Here is an 18,442-nt window from a genome sequence, read left to right on the forward strand (position 1 = left end):
TCACGAGGCCATCTGCCTCTTGCGCGGGCCGAGGGCCTGATCAGATACTGGACTGCCAGGGAAAACCTCGCAGTCCAGCTGTTCCAATGGCTCACCCCATGACGGCTTTCAAAGAAAGCTGCTTTCGAAGAGTTCGCCTGAATAGGCCGCGTGGGTGATGCCCGCTTCAAGATCGGCCTTGGTCAACTCATCGACAAAAACACCATTCTGCATGACCAGAACGCGGTCGCACATATGGGCTATAACCGACAGGTCGTGGCTGACGAGAACGAATGTGAGGTTCTGCTCGTCGCGCTGATCGGCCAGCAGGTTCAGGATTTCCGCCTGAATGGAGACGTCGAGAGCGGATGTCGGCTCGTCGAGAAGCAGGATCGGCGGCTCGAGGATAAGCGCGCGGGCGATCGCAACACGCTGACGCTGGCCTCCGGACAGTTCGTGCGGGAAGCGCTCGGCAAAATGCGCGGGCAGGCCAACCTGCTGCAGCGCGGCCGGAACCTTCGACCAGCCGTCACCAAGCCCCATGGAGCGGATCGGTTCGGCAAGAGCCCGGCCGATGCGGTGGCGTGGGTGCAGGGAACCATAGGGGTCCTGGAACACCATCTGCGCCAGCTTCAGCTCGTCGCGGCTACGGACTTTGCCCACAGGCTTGCCTTCGAAAGAGATCGATCCGGTCCAGCCGGATTCCAGGCCGGCAAGCGACCGCAGCAATGTCGACTTGCCGCAACCGCTTTCGCCAACGATGCCGAGTGTCTCGCCTCGGTTGACCCGAAAGCTGACGTCGCGCACGACATGATTGCGGTTTTCCTTCGTGCCGTAGACGACATCCAGCTTGTCTACCGTGATCATCGCATCACCTCCGCATCGATTGCCTGGCGATCCAGCACCTTGAGGCGCCGGACCGGATTGCGGGGATCGGGCATGGCCGCGATCAGGCCCCGTGTGTAGGGGTGTTGCGCATCTTCGAGCTTGGAAAGCGTCTCCACGACGCGTCCGCCGTACATGACCAGCACGCGTTCGCAAAAGGCCGCGACCATGCGGATATCGTGACTGATGAGGATGAGGCCCGAATTGTTTTCGCGCACCATCTCGTCCAGAAGCAGAAGGACATCCTTGCGCACGCTGACATCGAGTGCTGAGGTCGGTTCGTCGGCGATGACCAGCTTGGGTTTGGCAAGCAGCATCATGGCGATCATCACGCGCTGTCCCATGCCGCCTGAGATCTGGTGGGGATAAAGCCCCATCACGCGGTCAGGATCGTTGATGCGCACGCGCAGCAGCATGTCGCGCGCGGCATTTCTGGCGGCCTTGCCTTTGAGGGCCAGATGCAGCTCGGCCGCTTCCGCCACCTGCTTTCCGATCGGCAGGACCGGATTGAGGGAATAACGCGGATCCTGCATGATGAGCGCCATCTCGCTGCCGCGGATCGCACCCATCTGGCGCTCGGATTTTTCAAGCAGCGGTTCGGAGAGGAAATCCATCCGTTCTGCCGTCACCGTGGCGCTCTTGGGCAGAAGGCGCATGGCGGCACGACCGGTCGTGGACTTTCCGGACCCGGATTCGCCGACGATACCGACACGCTCGCGTCCGACGTCGAAGTTGACATTGGAGACGGCGGGGATGGCGTTGCGGCCAAAGCGAACGTTAAGATCGCGGACCGAAAGAATGGGAGAGCTATCAGGAACGGGCATGACGCGGATCCAGTAGGTCGCGCAGCGTATCGCCAGCGATGTTGAAGGCAAGACTCGTCAAAAGGATCGCGATGCCGGGCATGACGGCGACCCACCAGTAATCGAGCATGAATTTACGGCCGCTGGAAATCATCGCCCCCCATTCGGGAAGCGGCGGCTGCGCGCCAAGACCGAGGAAGCCAAGCGAGGCGGCCGTCAGGATGATACCGGCCATATTCAATGTCAGTCTGACGATGACCGAAGGAATGCACATCGGCGCGATATAAAGAAACAGGATGCGCATCGGCGAGGCCCCATAGAGGCGTGCGGCCGCAACATAGTCGGTGTTGCGCACGACCAGCGCTTCGGCACGCGCCAGACGCGCGATGGGCGGCCAGGCGGTCAGCGAGATCGCGATGATTGCGGTGCCGAGACCGGCTCCCATTGCAGCAGCAAAGGCAAGTGCCAGAACGAGCGAAGGGAAGGAAAGGACAATATCGGTCGCGCGCATCAGAATGGCGTCGGTTCTGCCGCCGAAGAAACCGGCCATGACACCGATTGCAAGGCCGATAGGGCCGACGATGACTGAGACCGACAAAACGGTCTGGATCGTGATGCGGGTGCCATAGACGAGGCGGCTGAAAATGTCGCGGCCAAATTCGTCGGTTCCCGCCAGATGCGCCCAGCTGGGAGGCTGAAGCGCATTGTCGAGCACCTGGCGCACCGGATCATATGGCGCAATCAGGGGAGCGAAAATGGCAACTACGACCAGAATGGCGAGAATGGCAAAGCCAAACATTCCAAGAGGCTCGTCGCCAAGCTTCCGCAGCGTCCGCGCCGTCGTTGTGGATATCCGAGACAATGCGCTGCGGCTCCGCACGGGAGTGTTCTGAGTTATATCGGTCATCGAGCGACCTCCCGTGTCCGCGGGTCAAGCGTGGTGTAGGCCACGTCTGCGAGGAAGTTGAGCATCATGAAGATGAAGCCGATGACGATCGTGGCTGCGAGGATCGCATTCATGTCACCGATAAGCAGTGCATTCGTCATGTATTGTCCGATGCCGGGCCAGGAAAAGACGATTTCGGTCACAACGGCGCCTTCCAGCAGGTTGCCATAGGAGATGGCGAGAACGGTGATCAGCTGCACCGCGATATTCGGCAGTACATGGCGGGTTACGGTGCGCGCCGGGCTGACGCCTTTCGCACGCGCCGCGATCACATAATCCTGGCTGAGCTGTTCGAGCGTGAAGGCGCGTGTCATGCGGGTAATATAGGCCATTGCCATATAGGCAAGGATGATCGCCGGCAGCATGATATGCGCGAGCGCATTCCAGAAAATCTCTGTCTCACCTGCGAGAAGAGTGTCGACCAGCATCAGCCCTGTTCTCGGCTCCACGAGGCCTTCGTAAAAGACGTCCACGCGACCGGGCCCGGCGACAAGGTTGAGATTCGCATAAAAAATCACGAGCCCGACGATACCGAACCAGAATACGGGTATCGAATGCCCCACCAGCGCAAAGACACGTGCGAACTTGTCGATGAACGTGTCGCGAAACAGGGCCGCGGAGAGACCGAGCGGGACGCCGATGACGGTGGAGATGATGATTGCCAGCGTTGCAAGCTCAAGCGTCGCCGGGAAGGCTTGCGCCAGGTCCCGCGTTACCGGGTTTCCGGTCAGAATAGCTATACCGAAATCGCCGTGCAGCAGGCCGCGGAGATAGATGAAAAACTGCTGGTAGAGAGGGAGATCAAGCCCAAGCCGAGCCCGCATGGCTTCATAGGCTTTAGGATCTGCAAGCTCACCGACGATTGCCCCGACCGGATCGGTCGGCATCACCCGGCCAATGATGAAGGTGATGCAGAGCAGGATGAAGAGGCTGACGACAAGTTGCAGGAAGCGATGTCCAAGCCCGCGCAATGAAATTTCAGTCATCGCAAATCGCACTTCCACGAGAAAACGCTGTCAGCGATGCCACTTTTTGAACGGCTCGCCGCAGACGAGCAATTCTACCCTGCAAAAACTTTTGATGGTACTTCATCCCAACTCCTCCCTGAGCTAACATGAAAACATATGACGTAACGCCACGTCATCATATGAGTAACGAAGGGATTCGTTTTCTGCAAGAGGGAAGAGTGGCATGATGGGCGATAGGGAAAAGCCGCGAGAGCGGCGGGCACAACAGATCATCGATAATCTCAGTGCAGAAATTCGCAGTGGAAAACTGAAGAACGGCGATCAGCTTCCCACGGAACCGCAGCTTGAGCGCACCTACGGCGTGAGCCGCACAGTGGTTCGCGAGGCGATCGCGGATCTGCGCTCTTCCGGCTATGTCATTCCCATCCACGGCAAGGGCGTGTTCGTCAGCAATGTCAGCGAGTGGGCGGGTGTGAAGCTGACGCAATCCGAAGTTGGCACAATTGCAGAAACGCTGGAAATGCTTGAGTTTCGGCTCGCAACCGAAGGCGAAGCAGCGGCAATTGCCGCCTATCGCCGCACAGCCCAGCAGGAAGCGGCGATTTCCGCAGCCCATCGGAAAATGGGCCGGGCCATCGATGCGGGCGAAAGCACCGTCAGTGCCGATTACGAGTTTCACACGGCCATTGCGATAGCGACCAACAACCGGTTCTATCTCGAGGCACTGCGCCAGTTCGGGTCACGCTCGATACCGCGCGGTCAGTTTCCAACCCTGCCGGAGACGGGCAACGCGGATTATCTGCGCAAAGTGCAGGCCGAGCACGAGGCAATCCTGCGCGCCATCGTAGAGCAGGATCCGGATGCCGCGCGGAAAGCCATGCGCGATCATATGCTTGCGAGCCAGCGTCGCTACAGGTTGCTTTCCGAGGCGCAATAGCATCTCGACACTCATCTTATTTCGTGCGATGTCATATGATGACTAGCATGGAGTGAGGAGAGAATCGATGTATGTCGGCACCCAGGTGACAGCGCGCGATGACGAGGATTTCAAGGTTTGGGCGCAGCTTGGCGTCAAGAATATCAACGCCGATCCGCCTGGTGCACCCGCAAGCTGGACCTTTGAGGATTTTGAGCGCCACCGTGACAAGGTCGAGAGCTTTGGCCTCGTGCTCGACATGGTGCAATTGCCGTTGCCATCAAGGCCGATCGAACAGGCATCGTTTCCCGATATCCTGCTTGCCGGGCCAGAACGCGACCGGCAGATCGATGCCGTCTGCAGAATGATTGAGGATATCGCCAGGGCCGGCATCCCGGCGGCGAAATACAACCTCAATCTCATCGGCATCCCGCGCACTGAAATGGAGCGTGGGCGTGGTGGTTCGCTCAATGAAGCCTGGCGATGGGACAAGGCGGACCATGATGCGGCTCCGGGCCTTGCCGGTGTTCTATCCGAGGACGAAAACTGGGAACGCATCGACTATTTCCTCGAACGCGTGGTGCCGGTTGCTGAAAGCAACAAGGTCCGGCTCGCCTGCCATCCGCATGACCCCTACACCCCGCCCGGCTACAAGGGTGTCACCCGGGTGCTCGGCACCGTCGAGGGTCTGAAGAAGTTCGTGCAGATGCGGGAAAGCCCCTATCATGGCCTGAATTTCTGCCAGGGATCGATCGGCGAGATGCTCGACAATCCGCGCGAGGAGATCGACGAGATCATCCGCTGGTTTGGCAGCCGTGACAAGATATTCAATGTCCATTTCCGCAACATCAGCGGCGGCAAGCTGTCGTTCATGGAAACGTTTCCCGACGAGGGTGACATGGACATGGTCCGTTCGCTGAAGCTCTACCATGAACTCGGCTATCGCTACATGATCATGCCCGATCATGTGCCGACGATTGCGGGCCGCGATCCCGTCGGTGTCGCCTTTGCGTTTTGCTACGGCTACATCGCCGCGCTCATCGAGGCGCTTAATAACAACCATCTTTGACTGTTTCAGGCCGGTTGGCGCACGTGGCGCTGCCGGCTTGCAATTACCGATCTGTAGGAGGAGCAGGTATGAAAAAATCAATGATCCGTCTCGCATTCACCACCGTTCTGGGCGCCATGCTGGTGCAGGCGTCGCCGGTGGCGGCCAAGACCCCCAACGACCAGCTCGTCGTCGGGACGTCGCTTGCCCAGGTGCTGTCGCTAGACCCCCATCAGGCTACCGAAGCGAAAGCCAACGAAATCATGGCCAATCTTTACGATCGGCTGATCTCGGTTGATGGCTCGGGAAAGGTTTCGCCGCAGCTGGCGGAGCGCTGGGAGACAGATGACAAGGGCATCACGTTTCATCTTCGCGCCGCCAACTTTGCGTCGGGCAATCCCGTTACCTCCGCAGATGTGGTTTATTCGTTCAGCCGCCTTTTGAAGATGAATCAGGCGGCGGCCGCCAACCTCAAGCGCGTCGGTTACAACGCGGAAAATGTCGACAAGCTGGTGAGCGCCCCGGACGAAAAGACGGTCCGCATCGAACTGTCAGGGCAAACGACATCCGAACTGCTGCTCTATCGTCTGGCGATGGTCATTGCCAGCGTTGTCGACAGCAAGGAGCTCAAGTCCCATGAAGTTGATGGCGACTGGGGCAATGCGTGGCTGAGAACAAATTCCGCCGGTTCAGGACCCTTCACCCTCAATCGCTGGTCGCCGAACGAAATCATCATTCTTGAGGCCAACAAGGACTATGTGGCCGGCAGCCCGAAAATGCGTCGCGTGATCGTGCGGCATGTACCGGAAAGCCAGGTGGAGCGCCTGATGCTGGAGCGAGGCGACATCGACATTGCCAGCGCGCTGACGGCATCCGACCTTGCGACCTTCAACAACAAGGAAGGTTTTCAGATCCAGCGCGTGCCGACGGGTGGTTTCTACGTCCTGTCCATGAATGCAGGCAAGGAGCCTCTTTCCAACCCCAAGGTTCGCGAAGCAATTGCTTACGGCATCGACTACAAGGGAATGGAAAAGACCATCATGGGCCCCTATGGCAGGGCGCGCACGGTGCCGGTTCCGGAGAATTTCGAATATGCCATTCCAAGCCCCGACTGGAAGCTTGATGTCGAAAAAGCGAAATCTCTTCTGAAGGAAGCCGGTTATGAGAATGGCTTCACGCTCAATCTGAAGACAATTGCCCAAACGCCGCGCATCGATCTTGCTACGGCCATCCAGGCATCGCTCAGCCAGGTCGGTATCAAGGTGAACATTCAGCAGGGTAACGGTTCGGATGTGATTGCCGCTCACCGTGCGCGGGACTTCGATCTGCTCATTCCGCAGACGGGCGCATATATGCCCAACGTCCTCGGCTCGATGGAGCAGTTCTCCAGTAACCCGGACAACTCGCTTGCTGCCAACAATGCCGGCAATTTCGTCTGGCGCTCTGCCTGGGACATTCCGGAACTGACGGCTCTGACCGCAAAGGCTTCCCTTGAGCCCGATGCCAAGAAACGTGGGGAAATCTACACCCAGATGCAGGAAATGTTCGTCGCGCAGAAGCCAGCCGTTCTGCCTCTCTTCGAGAGATACGAGCCGATCGTTTTGACGTCGCGCGTCAAGGATTATGTCGGTCACCCAAGCCAGACGACGCGACTGGAAAACGTGACGAAGCAGTGACTGCAAACCACTAGACGGAAAACATGTGACGGGCGGTGAATTTACCGCCCGTTTTTTTGTGGGGCCCCCGACTGCTTGCTGGCCAATTAAGACAGGGCCGCCGTGCGAACTATTACGCCCGCATCCTTGAATTCTTGGGGTTTTCGCGATGGCTTTAGCGGGTTAGACCGTGCAGCGATCGACCCTTTCCCAGAGCGGGATTCCCAAACCCCGCTCGCTCACATTCCACTAAATGCGTTGGCACCATGAGCTTCCCACAAATAAAACTTCCCGCAAGGCCGCTCCGTTTGAAGCGCGGTGTCATTTCGGTACCGGCGGCCTATTATTTCTCCATTCCCGTGCTGCTGGTGATTACAGTCGTCCTGCTCGTGGCCGAAGGCCCGGGTGTGTTGCGCGACTATCAGATCAGCCGCGACCCGCTGGAGATCGAAAGCGGCGACATCAATGGCAGTTGCAAGACCCGCAAGGCGATCTTCACGAATTGCGAAGCGGAGCTTTCCTACGACCATGGCGGTGTGAGCTACAAGAAGGATGTCGAGGTCATGTTCGTCGATTTCCATTCCGGCGACTATGAAACCGGTCTGGTCATTTCGGCGAAGAATCCCGAACTTGCAACGATTTCACTTGGCCTCGATATGCTCTGGAACCGGATCATAACCCTGGGCGTGTTCGTTGCCCTGCTCGGTTTCGGCTGTTTCGCACTGCTGCTTACACTTATCCGCACCTTGCGGGCTCGTCTGCGTCTGCGGCAGCCGGCGCCATTGACTGTTATTCCGGTGGCGCTGACGGCGGTCGCCGAAAAACGCAGCCGTCTCTTCGTGACCTATGCCGATACGGTCAGGGAAGGGAAGACGAAGAGGCAATCCTTTACCTACCTGGAAAGAGGGCGAATCCCGGTCGTCGTCGGCCACACCGGCAAACACGATGTCGCACTGGCGGTCTGGCACGGTGAAACCCCGCTGCCTGTGCTGCTTGACGATCAGCTGGAGCGAATTGACCTATCGGAACAGGAAAGAGCGGAAGCACTTGCTTCGCTCGAACCGGTGCTTGCGAACCGTGGGCAGGAGGGCGTATCCGCCCCCGGCGCGGCGGTGACAAAGGCCCCAAGCCTTGCGCGACGGCTGGCAACGTTCGTTGCAATTTTAGCCTTTATCGTCGTTGCAACCTTGGGGTACTGGCTGTGGTACGTCACCAGCGCGCCTTCGCAATTCAACTCTCCGGGCATGGACCTCAACAACATGATGCCCGCGGCGCTCAACGAGTGGGGCTGCGCGCGTCTGCAGGAGCGTTTTGCTGATGGTCCGGCACCTTTCGGTTGTGCCGGGGACGATTTTCGAAGCTGGAAATAAAGGCTTTCCCTCTTGGCGTTTATTGGGCCGGTCGCAAGAGCTTTGTGGGCTGGCGCGTCGGCCTGGCGTCTCCTGGCTCTTTGTCGATGAGATCGATCAATTATCCAAAGTTGCATTAGAGATTTATAAATAAACCAACTCCATAGTGCGATCGTGGGCGGTTCTCGAGGCTGGGAGAGTGCATCATGTTCACGGTTCTGGAATGCGTTGCGGTACAACACGATCATGCGATCGTGCTGCTTGCAGCGGTTATTTGCCTGCTTGGCATGCATGCTTTTTTCCATTTGTTGTTGCGTGCGGAAGAAAGCCCGGCTGGCCGCAAGCCTTACTGGGTGCTGGTTGCCGCCTTTGCAGCGGGGCTCAGCGTCTGGGCCACGCATTTCGTTGCCATGCTTGCTTATAAGGGTTCAGTCCCGATCGGCTTTGATTTCCAGTTCACGGCGCTGTCGGCGGTTCTGGCCGTTCTGGGGTTCTGGCTGGCGCTCAGGGCGCGCTCGAAGGCGAGCTACAGTCCCGTTATCGTCGGAACGCTGGTTACCCTTTCGGTTGCCGTCATGCATTTCGTCGGCATGGCGGGCATGGATGTGGCCGCCACGATCAGCTATCGCTGGGGCCCCGTTTTGGGTGGCTTTGCCGTTGCCTGGGTATTTTTTCTGCTGGCCTTTTTCCTGTTCCTTCGTTCCGCCACATGGAAACGCATCGTCATTCCGGCCGGATGTTCGATCTTGGCAATCTGCGCTTTGCATTTCACCGCCATGTCGGCCACGATCCTGTCGCCGGATCCGTCCGTCGCTGGCCCGGATCCCGACAATCTCGCCAGAGTGATCATGATTGCTGCCGTTTCGGGCGTGACTTTCCTGGTCCTCGCAGCCACTGCCACCGCCGCTCTCGTTGACCGTTACCTTGTCGATCTCAAGGGGCTTGTGGATGCGACGCTGGATGGTCTTGCCGTGGTCCGTGATGGCCGCATTGTTGAGCTGAATACCCGTTTTGCCGGGCTTGTCGGCAGCGATGAGGCATCGCTGATGGGTAAAAATCCAGATGATCTCTTTAAGGCCATGGACGGACAGCCCACCTATCTGCCGCGCCTCGCGCCGGTTGAGGCAATCCGCGAACGCAGCGACCGGCCGCAAGTGTTCGAGCTTGCCGTGCGCACCATCGAGTATCGCGGCCATCCTTGCGAAGTGTTGGCCATCCGCGACCTGACGGAAAAGCGGGAGGCGCAAAGGGAGATCGAATATCTGGCCCGCCACGATGTGCTGACCGGCCTTTCGAACCGCACCATGTTCCAGACGCGGCTGCACCAGCAGATCGAACATTGCGACGCGGAGGATGAGTTTGCCTTGCTGGCGCTCGATCTCGACCGGTTCAAGGCGGTCAACGACATTTTCGGCCATGCCGAGGGCGACCGGGTGCTGAAAAAAGTTGCGACCATCCTCGATGAATGCGCAAGGCCGGGAGATATCGTCGCCCGTCTCGGGGGCGATGAATTCGTTATCCTGACTGCCCGGCACACCAAATCGGAGGAGGCACGTCTGCTTGCCGAGACAATCCTTGCCATGTTCGGGTTGAAAATGAATGCGGCCAACGATCCGACCGCTGTCGGCGTCAGCATCGGCATCGCCGTCTTTCCGCGGGACGGGAACAGCAACGAAAGCATCTTGCACGCCGCTGATCTGGCGCTTTACCGCGCCAAGATGGGTGGGCGCGGAATATTGTCCTTTTATGATCCCCTGATGGATCAGGAGGCCCGCGAGCGCCGCCAGCTCGAAACTGATCTGCGGCTCGCCATCAACCGCAACGAATTGGTGTTGAACTATCAACCTGTCCTTTCCGTCGAATGTGGTCAGGTCGTCGGTTATGAGGCGCTGGTACGCTGGCAGCATCCGACACGGGGTGTCGTACCTCCGGATGTCTTCATTCCGATTGCCGAGGAAAGCGGGATCATCATCTCGCTCGGCGAATGGGTGCTGCGCGAGGCCTGCCGCCAGGCGAGCACCTGGGCGCCGCACTTGAAAATCGCAGTCAATGTTTCACCATTGCAGTTTTCGCTCGCAAATCTCGGCCATGTCGTCTGCACGGTCCTCATGCAGTCCGGCCTTTCGCCGAACCGGCTGGAACTCGAGATCACCGAAGCCGCGTTGCTGAAGGACCGCAAGGCGACGCTGATCATCCTCAACCAATTGAAGGCGCTGGGTGTGGCCATCGTCATGGATGATTTCGGCACCGGTTATTCATCGCTCAGCAACTTGCAGAGCTTCCCCTTCGACAAGATCAAGATCGACCGCAGCTTCATCGCCGCCATGAGCGAGGATGATAATGCCCGCGCCATCGTGCGCGCGGTGATCGGCCTCGGTCGCAGCCTCGATCTGCCAGTGACGGCGGAGGGTATCGAAACCGACGCGCAATATCGCATGGTTGTCGATGAAGGTTGCGCGCAGGCGCAGGGTTATCTCTTCGGCAGGCCGGATGTGGCTCCTGCCGCGGCGGCAAGTACGGGCAAGCGGAAGAAACATTCCGTCTGAAAGAGGAGTGCGGCGGCGTGATGCCGTCGTAATTCCATTCTCCTACGCCAATGGAACGAGAGCGAACGCAGATCGTTAGGATTGTGTGTGGTGCGTCCGTGTCGCCACCGCCGCAGCCGGCGGCAGACGACAGCCCTGACCTTCCGATGATGAATTCGCTGGTCATGAGACGCACCAAGGATGGAATTCTATCTCTGGGAGAAACCAATGACAGACCGCCTTGAGCCGCAGGACCCGCGCAACCAGTATCCGCGCCCGCCCTTTTCAACGCCGACTCAGGAAATGCCGGGGCTGGTTACGAACATGATGCCTTTCCCTGATCATGGTGAAAAGACCTATCGCGGCAGCGGCAAGCTTGCCGGGCGCAAGGCGCTCATAACCGGCGGTGATTCCGGCATCGGTCGCGCCGTGGCAATTGCCTTTGCGCGAGAGGGTGCAGATATCGCGATATCCTATCTGCCGGAGGAAGAATCGGACGCCGAAGAGGTGGTAGCACTTATCGAAGCGGAAGGCCGCGTGGCGGTCGCCTTACCCGGAGATATTACCGATGAGGCATGGTGCCGCGAACTGGTTGAAAAAGCGGTAGGTGATCTCAACGGCCTCGATATTCTGGTGATCAATGCCGCAAGACAACAATATCGCGAGGGTATCGCCGAGCTGTCGACTGAAGATTTCGACCGCACGATGAAGACCAATCTCTACGCGCTGCACTGGATTGCGCAGGCCGCCGTTCCTTATCTGGAGCCCGGATCGTCGGTGATTACCACCGCGTCTATACAGGCCTATGAGCCGTCTCCCATTCTTCTTGATTATGCCACTACGAAAGCCGGCATCGTTGCCTATACGAAAGCGCTCGCCAAACAGCTTATCGAAAAAGGCGTGCGGGCAAATGTCGTCGCGCCTGGTCCCTTCTGGACGGTTTTGCAGCCCAGCGGCGGGCAGCCGGACGAGAAGGTCAGGAATTTCGGCAAGGACAGCGATTTCGGCCGTCCAGGCCAGCCTGTGGAACTGGCACCGGTCTATGTGCTGCTGGCTTCGCAGGATGGCAGCTTCATAAATGGCGAGGTCTATGGTGTGACCGGAGGCCGGGGCGTTGCCTGATCGGCTTTGAGGACTTGACATGAAACGACAGACAGAACGTTCAGACAGAGATGTGAAGCCCTTCGATGTCCGCGACCGGCTGATACTGGCGCTTTATGCGCAGCTGAAGGCCGAACGGCAAACGCGCGAAGCCATGGAATGGGTCATCCGCAATGGCGGGCTTTCGCCGGAGGTGCTGGAGGCGATGGCATCCGACCCTGTTCCGGTGCTGGCCGATGCGGACGTTCCCGCTATCGAGCGCATCCTTGCTGCGGACCGGGGCAGAGGCCAATCCTCTCAAGACGACCATGGGCGGCCATTATGAACCGGAGAGCGAGCTGGAAGGGTCATCTGACATTCGGCGATTTCACCTGTGAAATCGGTCTCTATTCCGCGCTCACTTCATCGGAAAAGATCTCCTTCAACATCGTCAACCGAAAGACCGGCCATCGCGTCGAAAGGCAATATGTCGATAGCGATACCGGCGATGCTGTCGACCGCGAGGATCAGGTCAAGGGATATGAACTCGACAATGGCGACCATATCGTCATCGAGGGAGATGAGATCGCAACGTTGATGCCAGAAAACGACAAGGTCATCCGCATCAGGCATTTTCTGAGCCACGACGAGATCGACAAGCTCTATTTCGATAAATCCTATTATCTGGCGCCGACGCAGGAAGGTGGCGAAGAGGCTTTGACGCTGCTGGCAAAAGCCATGGACGACGAGAAGGTCTCGGCACTTGGCGAAGCGGTACTCTTTCGCCGAAACCGCGTGCTGTTGATCCGTCCAAGCGGCAAGGCGCTCGTGGCGACGACCTTGAATTTCGGCTACGAGGTTCGCTCGCAAACCACCGTTTTCAAGTCCATTCCCGATATTCAGTTCGATGAAGAGATGCTTGAACTCGCCGGTCACATCATCGGGAAACGGGCAGGCACATTCGATCCGGCGGAATATACCGATCGTTACAATGATGCGCTGGCGGAACTGGTGAAGGCGAAGATCGAGGGCAGGGAAATCAGCAAACAGCCGCCGCGCAAGCAAGATAACATCATCGACCTGAAGGAGGCTTTGCGACGCAGCGCCGGTGACGGCGAAAGCGGAAAATCTACCGCTGGTGCAGGGCGCAAATCCTCCCGGAAAGCGAGCTGATCCATGGGTTTGCAGAGCTATAACGCCAAGCGCAGTTTCGACAAGACGCCGGAGCCGAAGGGCGACAAGGTCGATGCGCAGGGATCCAGTTTCGTCATACAGAAGCACGATGCCCGCCGGCTGCATTACGATTTCCGGCTGGAGATGGACGGCGTCCTCAAAAGCTGGGCGGTAACCCGCGGGCCGAGCCTTGACCCGGAGGACAAGCGCCTTGCGGTGCATGTCGAGGACCACCCTCTAAGCTACGGCGACTTCGAAGGCGTAATCCCGAAAGGTCAATATGGCGGCGGCACTGTCATTCTTTGGGATCGGGGTGTCTGGCGCCCGATTGGCGACGCCAAGAAAGGCTACCGCAAAGGCCATCTCGAATTCGAACTGGAGGGCGAAAAGCTTAAAGGCCGCTGGCATCTTGTACGTATGCATGGAAAGCCCGGTGAAAGCCGTGAAAACTGGCTGCTGATCAAGGGCGACGACGAAGAGGCAAGGCATGATGGCGGCGCCGATATTCTGGAGGAGCGGCCGGAATCGGTGAAGACTGGCCGAAGTGTTGAAGAAGTTGCCGCCAAGCCGAAGGACACTTGGAATTCGAAGCCCGTATCGAAAAAGACCGTTAGTTCTTCCTCGGGCAAAAAACAGGCGCATGCCCTGCCGAAAGGTGCCCGCAAACACGCGCTGCCATCCTTTGTGCCGCCGGCACTTGCGACGCTGAAACCCAAGCCACCGGAAGGCTCCCGCTGGCTGCATGAGATCAAGTTCGACGGCTATCGGCTGCAGGTCCGTATCGACCACGGCAAACTCCAGCTTCTGACCCGTAGCGGACTGGACTGGACCGAAAAGTTCGGCGATGCCGTGGCGGGAGCGCTCAAGTCGCTGCCGGCAGAAACACTGATGATCGACGGCGAAATCGTGGTGGAACGGGACAGCGGCGCCTCGGATTTCTCAGCCTTGCAACAGGACTTGAGCGAAGGGCGCAGCGACCGCTTCGTTTTTTATACCTTCGATCTCCTGTATCTGGATGGCACGGATTTGCGCGGGGCGGCGCTGACCGATCGCAAGGCGCTACTGGAAAAGCTGCTGCCCGCCAGCAACCCGCATCTTCGCTACAGCGAACATTTCGAGGAAAGTGGCGGGCTTGTTCTCGATCATGCCTGCCGCCTCAGCCTCGAGGGCGTTATCTCCAAGGTCAAGGACAGCAAATACGTCTCGGGCCGCAAGGGTAGCTGGGTGAAATCCAAGTGCTCGATGCGGCAGGAGTTCGTCATCGGCGGCTATACGCTTTCCTCCGCGTCGGACCATGCCATCGGCTCTCTGGCGCTCGGCGTTTATGAGGAAGGCAAGCTGCGTCATGTCGGCCGCGTCGGCACCGGCTATACCGCTGACATTGCCGAAATGCTGCTTGGCCGCCTGAAGCCGCTGGGCATCGATGACAGCCCTTTCGGCGAAAAGCTCACGGCACTTGCGCGCCGCGACCTGCATTACGTCAAGCCGGAACTGGTTGTAGAAGTGGAGTTTCGTGCCTGGTCCGGAGATGGCAATCTGCGCCACGCATCATTCCGCGGCTTGCGGGAAGACAAGCCGGCGGGTGAAATCGAACGCGAGGATAAAGCAGTGTCGGGAAAAGGGACGCCGCAGTCAAAGATCAAGTTCACCCATCCGGAACGACTTTATTGGCCGGACGATGGCGTGACCAAGGAAGGGCTTGCCGATTATTACACCCAGGTCTGGCGCTATATGGCCCCCTTTGTCGTCAACCGGCCTCTGGCGCTGCTGCGTTGTCCTGAAGGGATCGATGGGCAGCGTTTCTTCCAGAAACACGCCTGGCGCGGTGTGAACAAGGCGATAGAACAGATCAAGGATCCGAAGGACAAGGGCGGGGAACCGCTGATCAGGATTACGGATTTCGATGGCATGATGGCCCTGGTCCAGTCCGCTGCGCTTGAAATTCACCCATGGGGGGCGACAACCGCGAACTGGGAAAAGCCTGACATGATCACCATGGATATAGACCCCGGCGAGGACGTGTCATGGCAGGATGTAATCGATGCGGCACTGGAACTGAAGCGGCGTTTCGAAGATGCCGGTCTGGCCGCTTTCGTGAAAACCTCCGGCGGCAAGGGGTTGCATGTGGTGGCACCTTTGAAACCGGAAGCGGGATGGCCGGCCTTGAAGGCCTTTGCAAAGACCATGGCGGATGACATGGCCAAGGCGGAGTCGGAGAAATATCTTGCGGTGGCAACCAAAGCGAAACGCCAGGGCCGCATCTTCCTCGACTATCTGCGTAATGGCAGGGGCAATACGGCTGTTGCGCCCTATTCGACACGTGCCCGACCCGGAGCCGCCATTTCAGCGCCAATCGAATGGGCGGAACTCTCAGATGAGATAGGTCCGGCACACTTCACGGTCAGCAATATCGGCGCGCGCCTTTCTGCCTTGAAGAAGGATCCATGGGACGGCTTTTTCGCTGCCGCGCGACCCCTGCCGAAAAGGGCCCGATGAGCGTCAGCCTTTCTTGTCCGAGGCAAGGCTTTTCTTCAAGGCATCCATGATGTTGATGACATTGCCGCCGGTCCGGGTTTTCGTGCCGGTCTTCTTTTCCGGGGAAGAGACGGTCTTGCTCTTGGTTTTTAGCAAAGCGCTGATCTTTTTCTGGATCGGATCCTGCACCAGCGCCGGTCTCCATCCCGTCATCTGTTTGCCGATGCGTTTTTCCATCGCGTCCAGCAGCGGCTTTTCGAATTTCATCTTCGGGTCCAGCGCGTCGATGCTTTCGCGCACTTCCTCGCCATAGTGCAGGGTCCACAGAATGATGCCCTTGCCTGACGGTTCTAGCAGAACCGCTCTTTCGCGGCGATAGAGAACAAGCCGCGCAATGCCGACAACGCCGTTTGCCCGCATGGCTTCCCGGATCACGCTGAAGGCTTCCGTGCCGATCTTGTCTTCCGGGCGCAGGAAGTGCGGCCGGTCGTACCATATCCAGTCGATAGAACCTGTGGGTACGAAGGTCTGGATGTCGATGGTGCGGGTGCTTTCGAGCGCGACCGCATCGATCTCGTCATCCTCCAGCAACACATAATCGTCTTCTGCGCGGGGAAAACCCTTCACCTGGTTCTTTGCGGCCACCGGCTTGTGGGTAACGCTGTCGACATAGCGGCTTTCGACGCGATTGCCGGTTTTGCGGTTGAGAACGTGGAAGCGGTATTTGTTGCTTTCGGTTGTGGCAGGCGTCAGCGAAACTGCGGCCGTCACCAGCGACAGCTTCAGATAGCCCTTCCAGAAAACCTGCCGTGCCATGATCCGCGATCCGCCTTGTCGCCTGTTGTCTCCCGGATCAACAACCACAGGGTGGCTTTTGTTCCGGGAGCTTTGGCAGAGAGGGCGGGTCTCTGTCTCAGCCGAACAGCGATGTAAGACCATAGACAGATGCGGATATCAGGGCAGCGGCCGGCATGGTCACGACCCAGGCAATGACGATATTGCCCGCAAGGCCCCAACGCACCGCCGAGACGCGACGCGCGGCACCGACGCCGATGATGGCGCCAGTGATCGTATGGGTGGTGGACACCGGAATGCCGAGCCACGTCGCGCCGAAAAGTGTCAGCGCACCGCCGGTTTCGGCGCAGAACCCCTGCATCGGGTTCAGCCTGGTGATTTTCGACCCCATGGTGTGCACGATGCGCCAGCCGCCGAAAAGCGTACCGAGCGCCATGGCCGACTGGCACGAGATCACCACCCAGAACGGCACGTAGAAGCTCTCTCCAAGATGCCCCTGGCTGAACAGCAGCACAGCGATGATGCCCATGGTCTTCTGTGCGTCATTGCCGCCGTGGCCGAGCGAATAGAGCGAGGCGGAAATGAACTGCATGATGCGGAAGGTGCGATCCACGGCGAAGGGCGTCTGGCGGACGAACAGCCAGGAGACGGCAAGCACCAGCAGCAGTGCCAGGAAAAAGCCGATGGCCGGCGACATGAAGATCGCGCCCACGGTTTTCAGAAGACCCGACCAGACGATGGAATTGAAACCGACCTTCGCAAAGCCCGCACCGACGAGACCGCCGATCAAGGCATGTGACGAGCTGGAGGGAATGCCGAAAATCCAGGTGACGATATTCCAGACGATGGCGCCCATCAATGCCGCGAAGATCACCTGCGGGGAGACGATGGCCGGATCGATGATGCCGGTGCCGAGCGTTTCGGCCACATGCAGGCCGAAGAACAGGAAGGCGATGAAATTGAAGAAGGCCGCCCATGCCACCGCATATTGCGGGCGCAATACACGGGTGGAAACGATGGTGGCGATGGAATTTGCGGCGTCGTGGAGACCGTTCAGAAAATCGAAGAACAGCGCGATGGCGATAAGGCCGACAAGTAGTGGAAGTGCAAGCGCGACATCCATCAGACGTTCTCGATAACGATGCCGCTGATCTCGTTCGCCACGTCCTCGAAGCGGTCGACGACCTTTTCGAGTTCGCCGTAGATCTCGCTGCCGATCATATAGGCCATGGCATTGCCGGTCGCACCATGGCGCCGGAAGAGGTCCTTCAGGCCCTGGTCATGAAGCTCGTCGGAGCGCCCTTCGACGCGGGTAACCTCTTCGGCAATCACCGACAGGCGCTGGGCATTGGTGCCGACCTTTTCCAGAAGCGGGATGGCTTCGGCGACGAGGCTTGCCGCACGCACGATCTCGTGGCCCATCTCGCGCATCAGCGGGTCGAATTCGGTTTGCTCGAACAGCCGGATCGTCTTGACGGTCTTGTGCATCATGTCGATGGCGTCATCCATGGACTGGATGAGGTCCTTGATATCGCCACGATCAAAGGGCGTTATGAAGCTGCGGCGCACCGCAAGCAGAACGTCGCGGGTAATATCATCCGCCTGGTCTTCGAGGGCGACGATAAGGTCGCAGTTTTTCTCAACGTCGACGCCGCTCAGAAGGTGGTCCAGAGCTGCGGCGGCTTTGACGACCGTTTCCGAATGTTTGCTAAACATGTCGAAGAAACGGTCCTCGCGCGGCATCAGCTTGCGAAAAATGCTCATCATGCGAATTGGCCCTCAATGGCGCTTTATTAGTTGTGGGGGGTGATAGTCATAAAACTGTCATAAATGCACGCGGGGCAT

16 protein-coding genes are annotated in these 18,442 nt (G+C 58.7%); 9 read left to right on the forward strand and 7 right to left on the reverse strand.

Annotation, left to right across the window (positions count from 1 at the left end; genetic code table 11):
• Window positions 1–108 precede the first annotated feature (108 nt).
• From FB593_RS21075 to FB593_RS21090, 4 genes are read right to left on the reverse strand one after another with little or no spacing between them, the layout of a single operon-like run.
• Window positions 109–846 (reverse strand): ABC transporter ATP-binding protein, encoded by a 738-nt coding sequence (locus FB593_RS21075; RefSeq protein WP_025594968.1) that lies wholly within the window; start codon window positions 844–846, stop codon window positions 109–111.
• Window positions 843–1,688, reverse strand: coding sequence for an ABC transporter ATP-binding protein (locus tag FB593_RS21080; protein ID WP_025594967.1), 846 nt, complete (start codon window positions 1,686–1,688; stop codon window positions 843–845). Before FB593_RS21080 ends, FB593_RS21075 begins: the two co-directional genes overlap by 4 nt.
• Window positions 1,675–2,574 carry an ABC transporter permease gene (locus tag FB593_RS21085; RefSeq protein WP_013761140.1) on the reverse strand — a complete coding sequence of 300 codons (900 nt, stop codon included), beginning with the start codon at window positions 2,572–2,574 and terminating at the stop codon, window positions 1,675–1,677. Before FB593_RS21085 ends, FB593_RS21080 begins: the two co-directional genes overlap by 14 nt.
• Window positions 2,571–3,599, reverse strand: a complete 1,029-nt coding sequence (locus FB593_RS21090; protein WP_065660278.1) for an ABC transporter permease — start codon at window positions 3,597–3,599, stop codon at window positions 2,571–2,573. The genes FB593_RS21085 and FB593_RS21090 overlap by 4 nt, the downstream gene beginning before the upstream one ends.
• A gap of 205 nt (window positions 3,600–3,804) precedes the next feature.
• On the opposite strand from FB593_RS21090, the gene FB593_RS21095 reads away from it, so the two are divergent.
• The 9 genes from FB593_RS21095 (at window position 3,805) to ligD (ending at window position 15,823) form a co-directional block, all read left to right on the forward strand.
• Window positions 3,805–4,518 carry a FadR/GntR family transcriptional regulator gene (locus FB593_RS21095; RefSeq protein ID WP_082065900.1) on the forward strand — a complete coding sequence of 238 codons (714 nt, stop codon included), beginning with the start codon at window positions 3,805–3,807 and terminating at the stop codon, window positions 4,516–4,518.
• 67 nt (window positions 4,519–4,585) lie between these two features.
• Window positions 4,586–5,566, forward strand: coding sequence for a mannonate dehydratase (locus FB593_RS21100; protein ID WP_013761138.1), 981 nt, complete (start codon window positions 4,586–4,588; stop codon window positions 5,564–5,566).
• A 116-nt stretch (window positions 5,567–5,682) separates the two neighbouring features.
• Window positions 5,683–7,221 carry an ABC transporter substrate-binding protein gene (locus FB593_RS21105; protein ID WP_370953851.1) on the forward strand — a complete coding sequence of 513 codons (1,539 nt, stop codon included), beginning with the start codon at window positions 5,683–5,685 and terminating at the stop codon, window positions 7,219–7,221.
• Between the two features lie 245 nt (window positions 7,222–7,466).
• The gene (locus tag FB593_RS21110) at window positions 7,467–8,570 is read left to right on the forward strand and encodes a hypothetical protein (protein ID WP_145166894.1); all 1,104 of its coding nucleotides are present in this window, start codon (window positions 7,467–7,469) and stop codon (window positions 8,568–8,570) included.
• Between the two features lie 185 nt (window positions 8,571–8,755).
• On the forward strand, window positions 8,756–11,095 hold the full coding sequence (locus FB593_RS21115) for an EAL domain-containing protein (RefSeq protein WP_145166895.1): 2,340 nt from the start codon (window positions 8,756–8,758) through the stop codon (window positions 11,093–11,095).
• Between the two features lie 207 nt (window positions 11,096–11,302).
• Window positions 11,303–12,196, forward strand: coding sequence for an SDR family oxidoreductase (locus FB593_RS21120; RefSeq protein ID WP_013761134.1), 894 nt, complete (start codon window positions 11,303–11,305; stop codon window positions 12,194–12,196).
• A gap of 19 nt (window positions 12,197–12,215) precedes the next feature.
• Window positions 12,216–12,500, forward strand: a complete 285-nt coding sequence (locus FB593_RS21125; RefSeq protein WP_145166896.1) for a hypothetical protein — start codon at window positions 12,216–12,218, stop codon at window positions 12,498–12,500.
• On the forward strand, window positions 12,497–13,327 hold the full coding sequence (locus FB593_RS21130) for a Ku protein (RefSeq protein WP_112161251.1): 831 nt from the start codon (window positions 12,497–12,499) through the stop codon (window positions 13,325–13,327). The genes FB593_RS21125 and FB593_RS21130 overlap by 4 nt, the downstream gene beginning before the upstream one ends.
• A 3-nt stretch (window positions 13,328–13,330) precedes the next feature.
• Complete coding sequence (ligD, locus tag FB593_RS21135; RefSeq protein WP_145166897.1) at window positions 13,331–15,823, forward strand: DNA ligase D; 2,493 nt, start codon at window positions 13,331–13,333, stop codon at window positions 15,821–15,823.
• Between the two features lie 3 nt (window positions 15,824–15,826).
• On the opposite strand, the gene FB593_RS21140 is transcribed toward ligD, so the two are convergent.
• From FB593_RS21140 to FB593_RS21150, 3 genes are all read right to left on the reverse strand, one after another.
• A complete protein-coding gene (locus FB593_RS21140) occupies window positions 15,827–16,618 on the reverse strand; it encodes a Ku protein (RefSeq protein ID WP_145166898.1) in 792 nt (263 codons plus the stop codon).
• Window positions 16,619–16,715: 97 nt separating this feature from the next.
• Window positions 16,716–17,720, reverse strand: coding sequence for an inorganic phosphate transporter (locus tag FB593_RS21145; protein ID WP_004431194.1), 1,005 nt, complete (start codon window positions 17,718–17,720; stop codon window positions 16,716–16,718).
• Entirely contained in the window at window positions 17,720–18,364 is a 645-nt protein-coding gene (locus FB593_RS21150) for a DUF47 domain-containing protein (RefSeq protein ID WP_004431197.1), read from the reverse strand. The genes FB593_RS21145 and FB593_RS21150 overlap by 1 nt, the downstream gene beginning before the upstream one ends.
• Between the last annotated feature and the right edge of the window lie 78 nt (window positions 18,365–18,442).

It is taken from the genome of Rhizobium sp. SJZ105 (genome assembly GCF_007828365.1).
GTDB lineage: Bacteria > Pseudomonadota > Alphaproteobacteria > Rhizobiales > Rhizobiaceae > Agrobacterium > Agrobacterium tumefaciens.

Excerpts from the sequence above, each read along its gene's own strand:
- FB593_RS21080 (WP_025594967.1), bottom strand. The coding sequence starts at position 1,688 with ATGCCCGTTCCTGATAGCTCTCCCATTCTTTCGGTCCGCGATCTTAAC.
- FB593_RS21140 (WP_145166898.1), bottom strand. The coding sequence starts at position 16,618 with ATGGCACGGCAGGTTTTCTGGAAGGGCTATCTGAAGCTGTCGCTGGTG.
- FB593_RS21145 (WP_004431194.1), bottom strand. The coding sequence starts at position 17,720 with ATGGATGTCGCGCTTGCACTTCCACTACTTGTCGGCCTTATCGCCATC.
- FB593_RS21130 (WP_112161251.1), top strand. The coding sequence starts at position 12,497 with ATGAACCGGAGAGCGAGCTGGAAGGGTCATCTGACATTCGGCGATTTC.
- FB593_RS21100 (WP_013761138.1), top strand. The coding sequence starts at position 4,586 with ATGTATGTCGGCACCCAGGTGACAGCGCGCGATGACGAGGATTTCAAG.
- FB593_RS21115 (WP_145166895.1), top strand. The coding sequence starts at position 8,756 with ATGTTCACGGTTCTGGAATGCGTTGCGGTACAACACGATCATGCGATC.
- FB593_RS21095 (WP_082065900.1), top strand. The coding sequence starts at position 3,805 with ATGATGGGCGATAGGGAAAAGCCGCGAGAGCGGCGGGCACAACAGATC.
- FB593_RS21085 (WP_013761140.1), bottom strand. The coding sequence starts at position 2,574 with ATGACCGATATAACTCAGAACACTCCCGTGCGGAGCCGCAGCGCATTG.
- ligD (WP_145166897.1), top strand. The coding sequence starts at position 13,331 with ATGGGTTTGCAGAGCTATAACGCCAAGCGCAGTTTCGACAAGACGCCG.
- FB593_RS21110 (WP_145166894.1), top strand. The coding sequence starts at position 7,467 with ATGAGCTTCCCACAAATAAAACTTCCCGCAAGGCCGCTCCGTTTGAAG.
- FB593_RS21075 (WP_025594968.1), bottom strand. The coding sequence starts at position 846 with ATGATCACGGTAGACAAGCTGGATGTCGTCTACGGCACGAAGGAAAAC.
- FB593_RS21125 (WP_145166896.1), top strand. The coding sequence starts at position 12,216 with ATGAAACGACAGACAGAACGTTCAGACAGAGATGTGAAGCCCTTCGAT.
- FB593_RS21090 (WP_065660278.1), bottom strand. The coding sequence starts at position 3,599 with ATGACTGAAATTTCATTGCGCGGGCTTGGACATCGCTTCCTGCAACTT.
- FB593_RS21150 (WP_004431197.1), bottom strand. The coding sequence starts at position 18,364 with ATGATGAGCATTTTTCGCAAGCTGATGCCGCGCGAGGACCGTTTCTTC.
- FB593_RS21120 (WP_013761134.1), top strand. The coding sequence starts at position 11,303 with ATGACAGACCGCCTTGAGCCGCAGGACCCGCGCAACCAGTATCCGCGC.
- FB593_RS21105 (WP_370953851.1), top strand. The coding sequence starts at position 5,683 with ATGCTGGTGCAGGCGTCGCCGGTGGCGGCCAAGACCCCCAACGACCAG.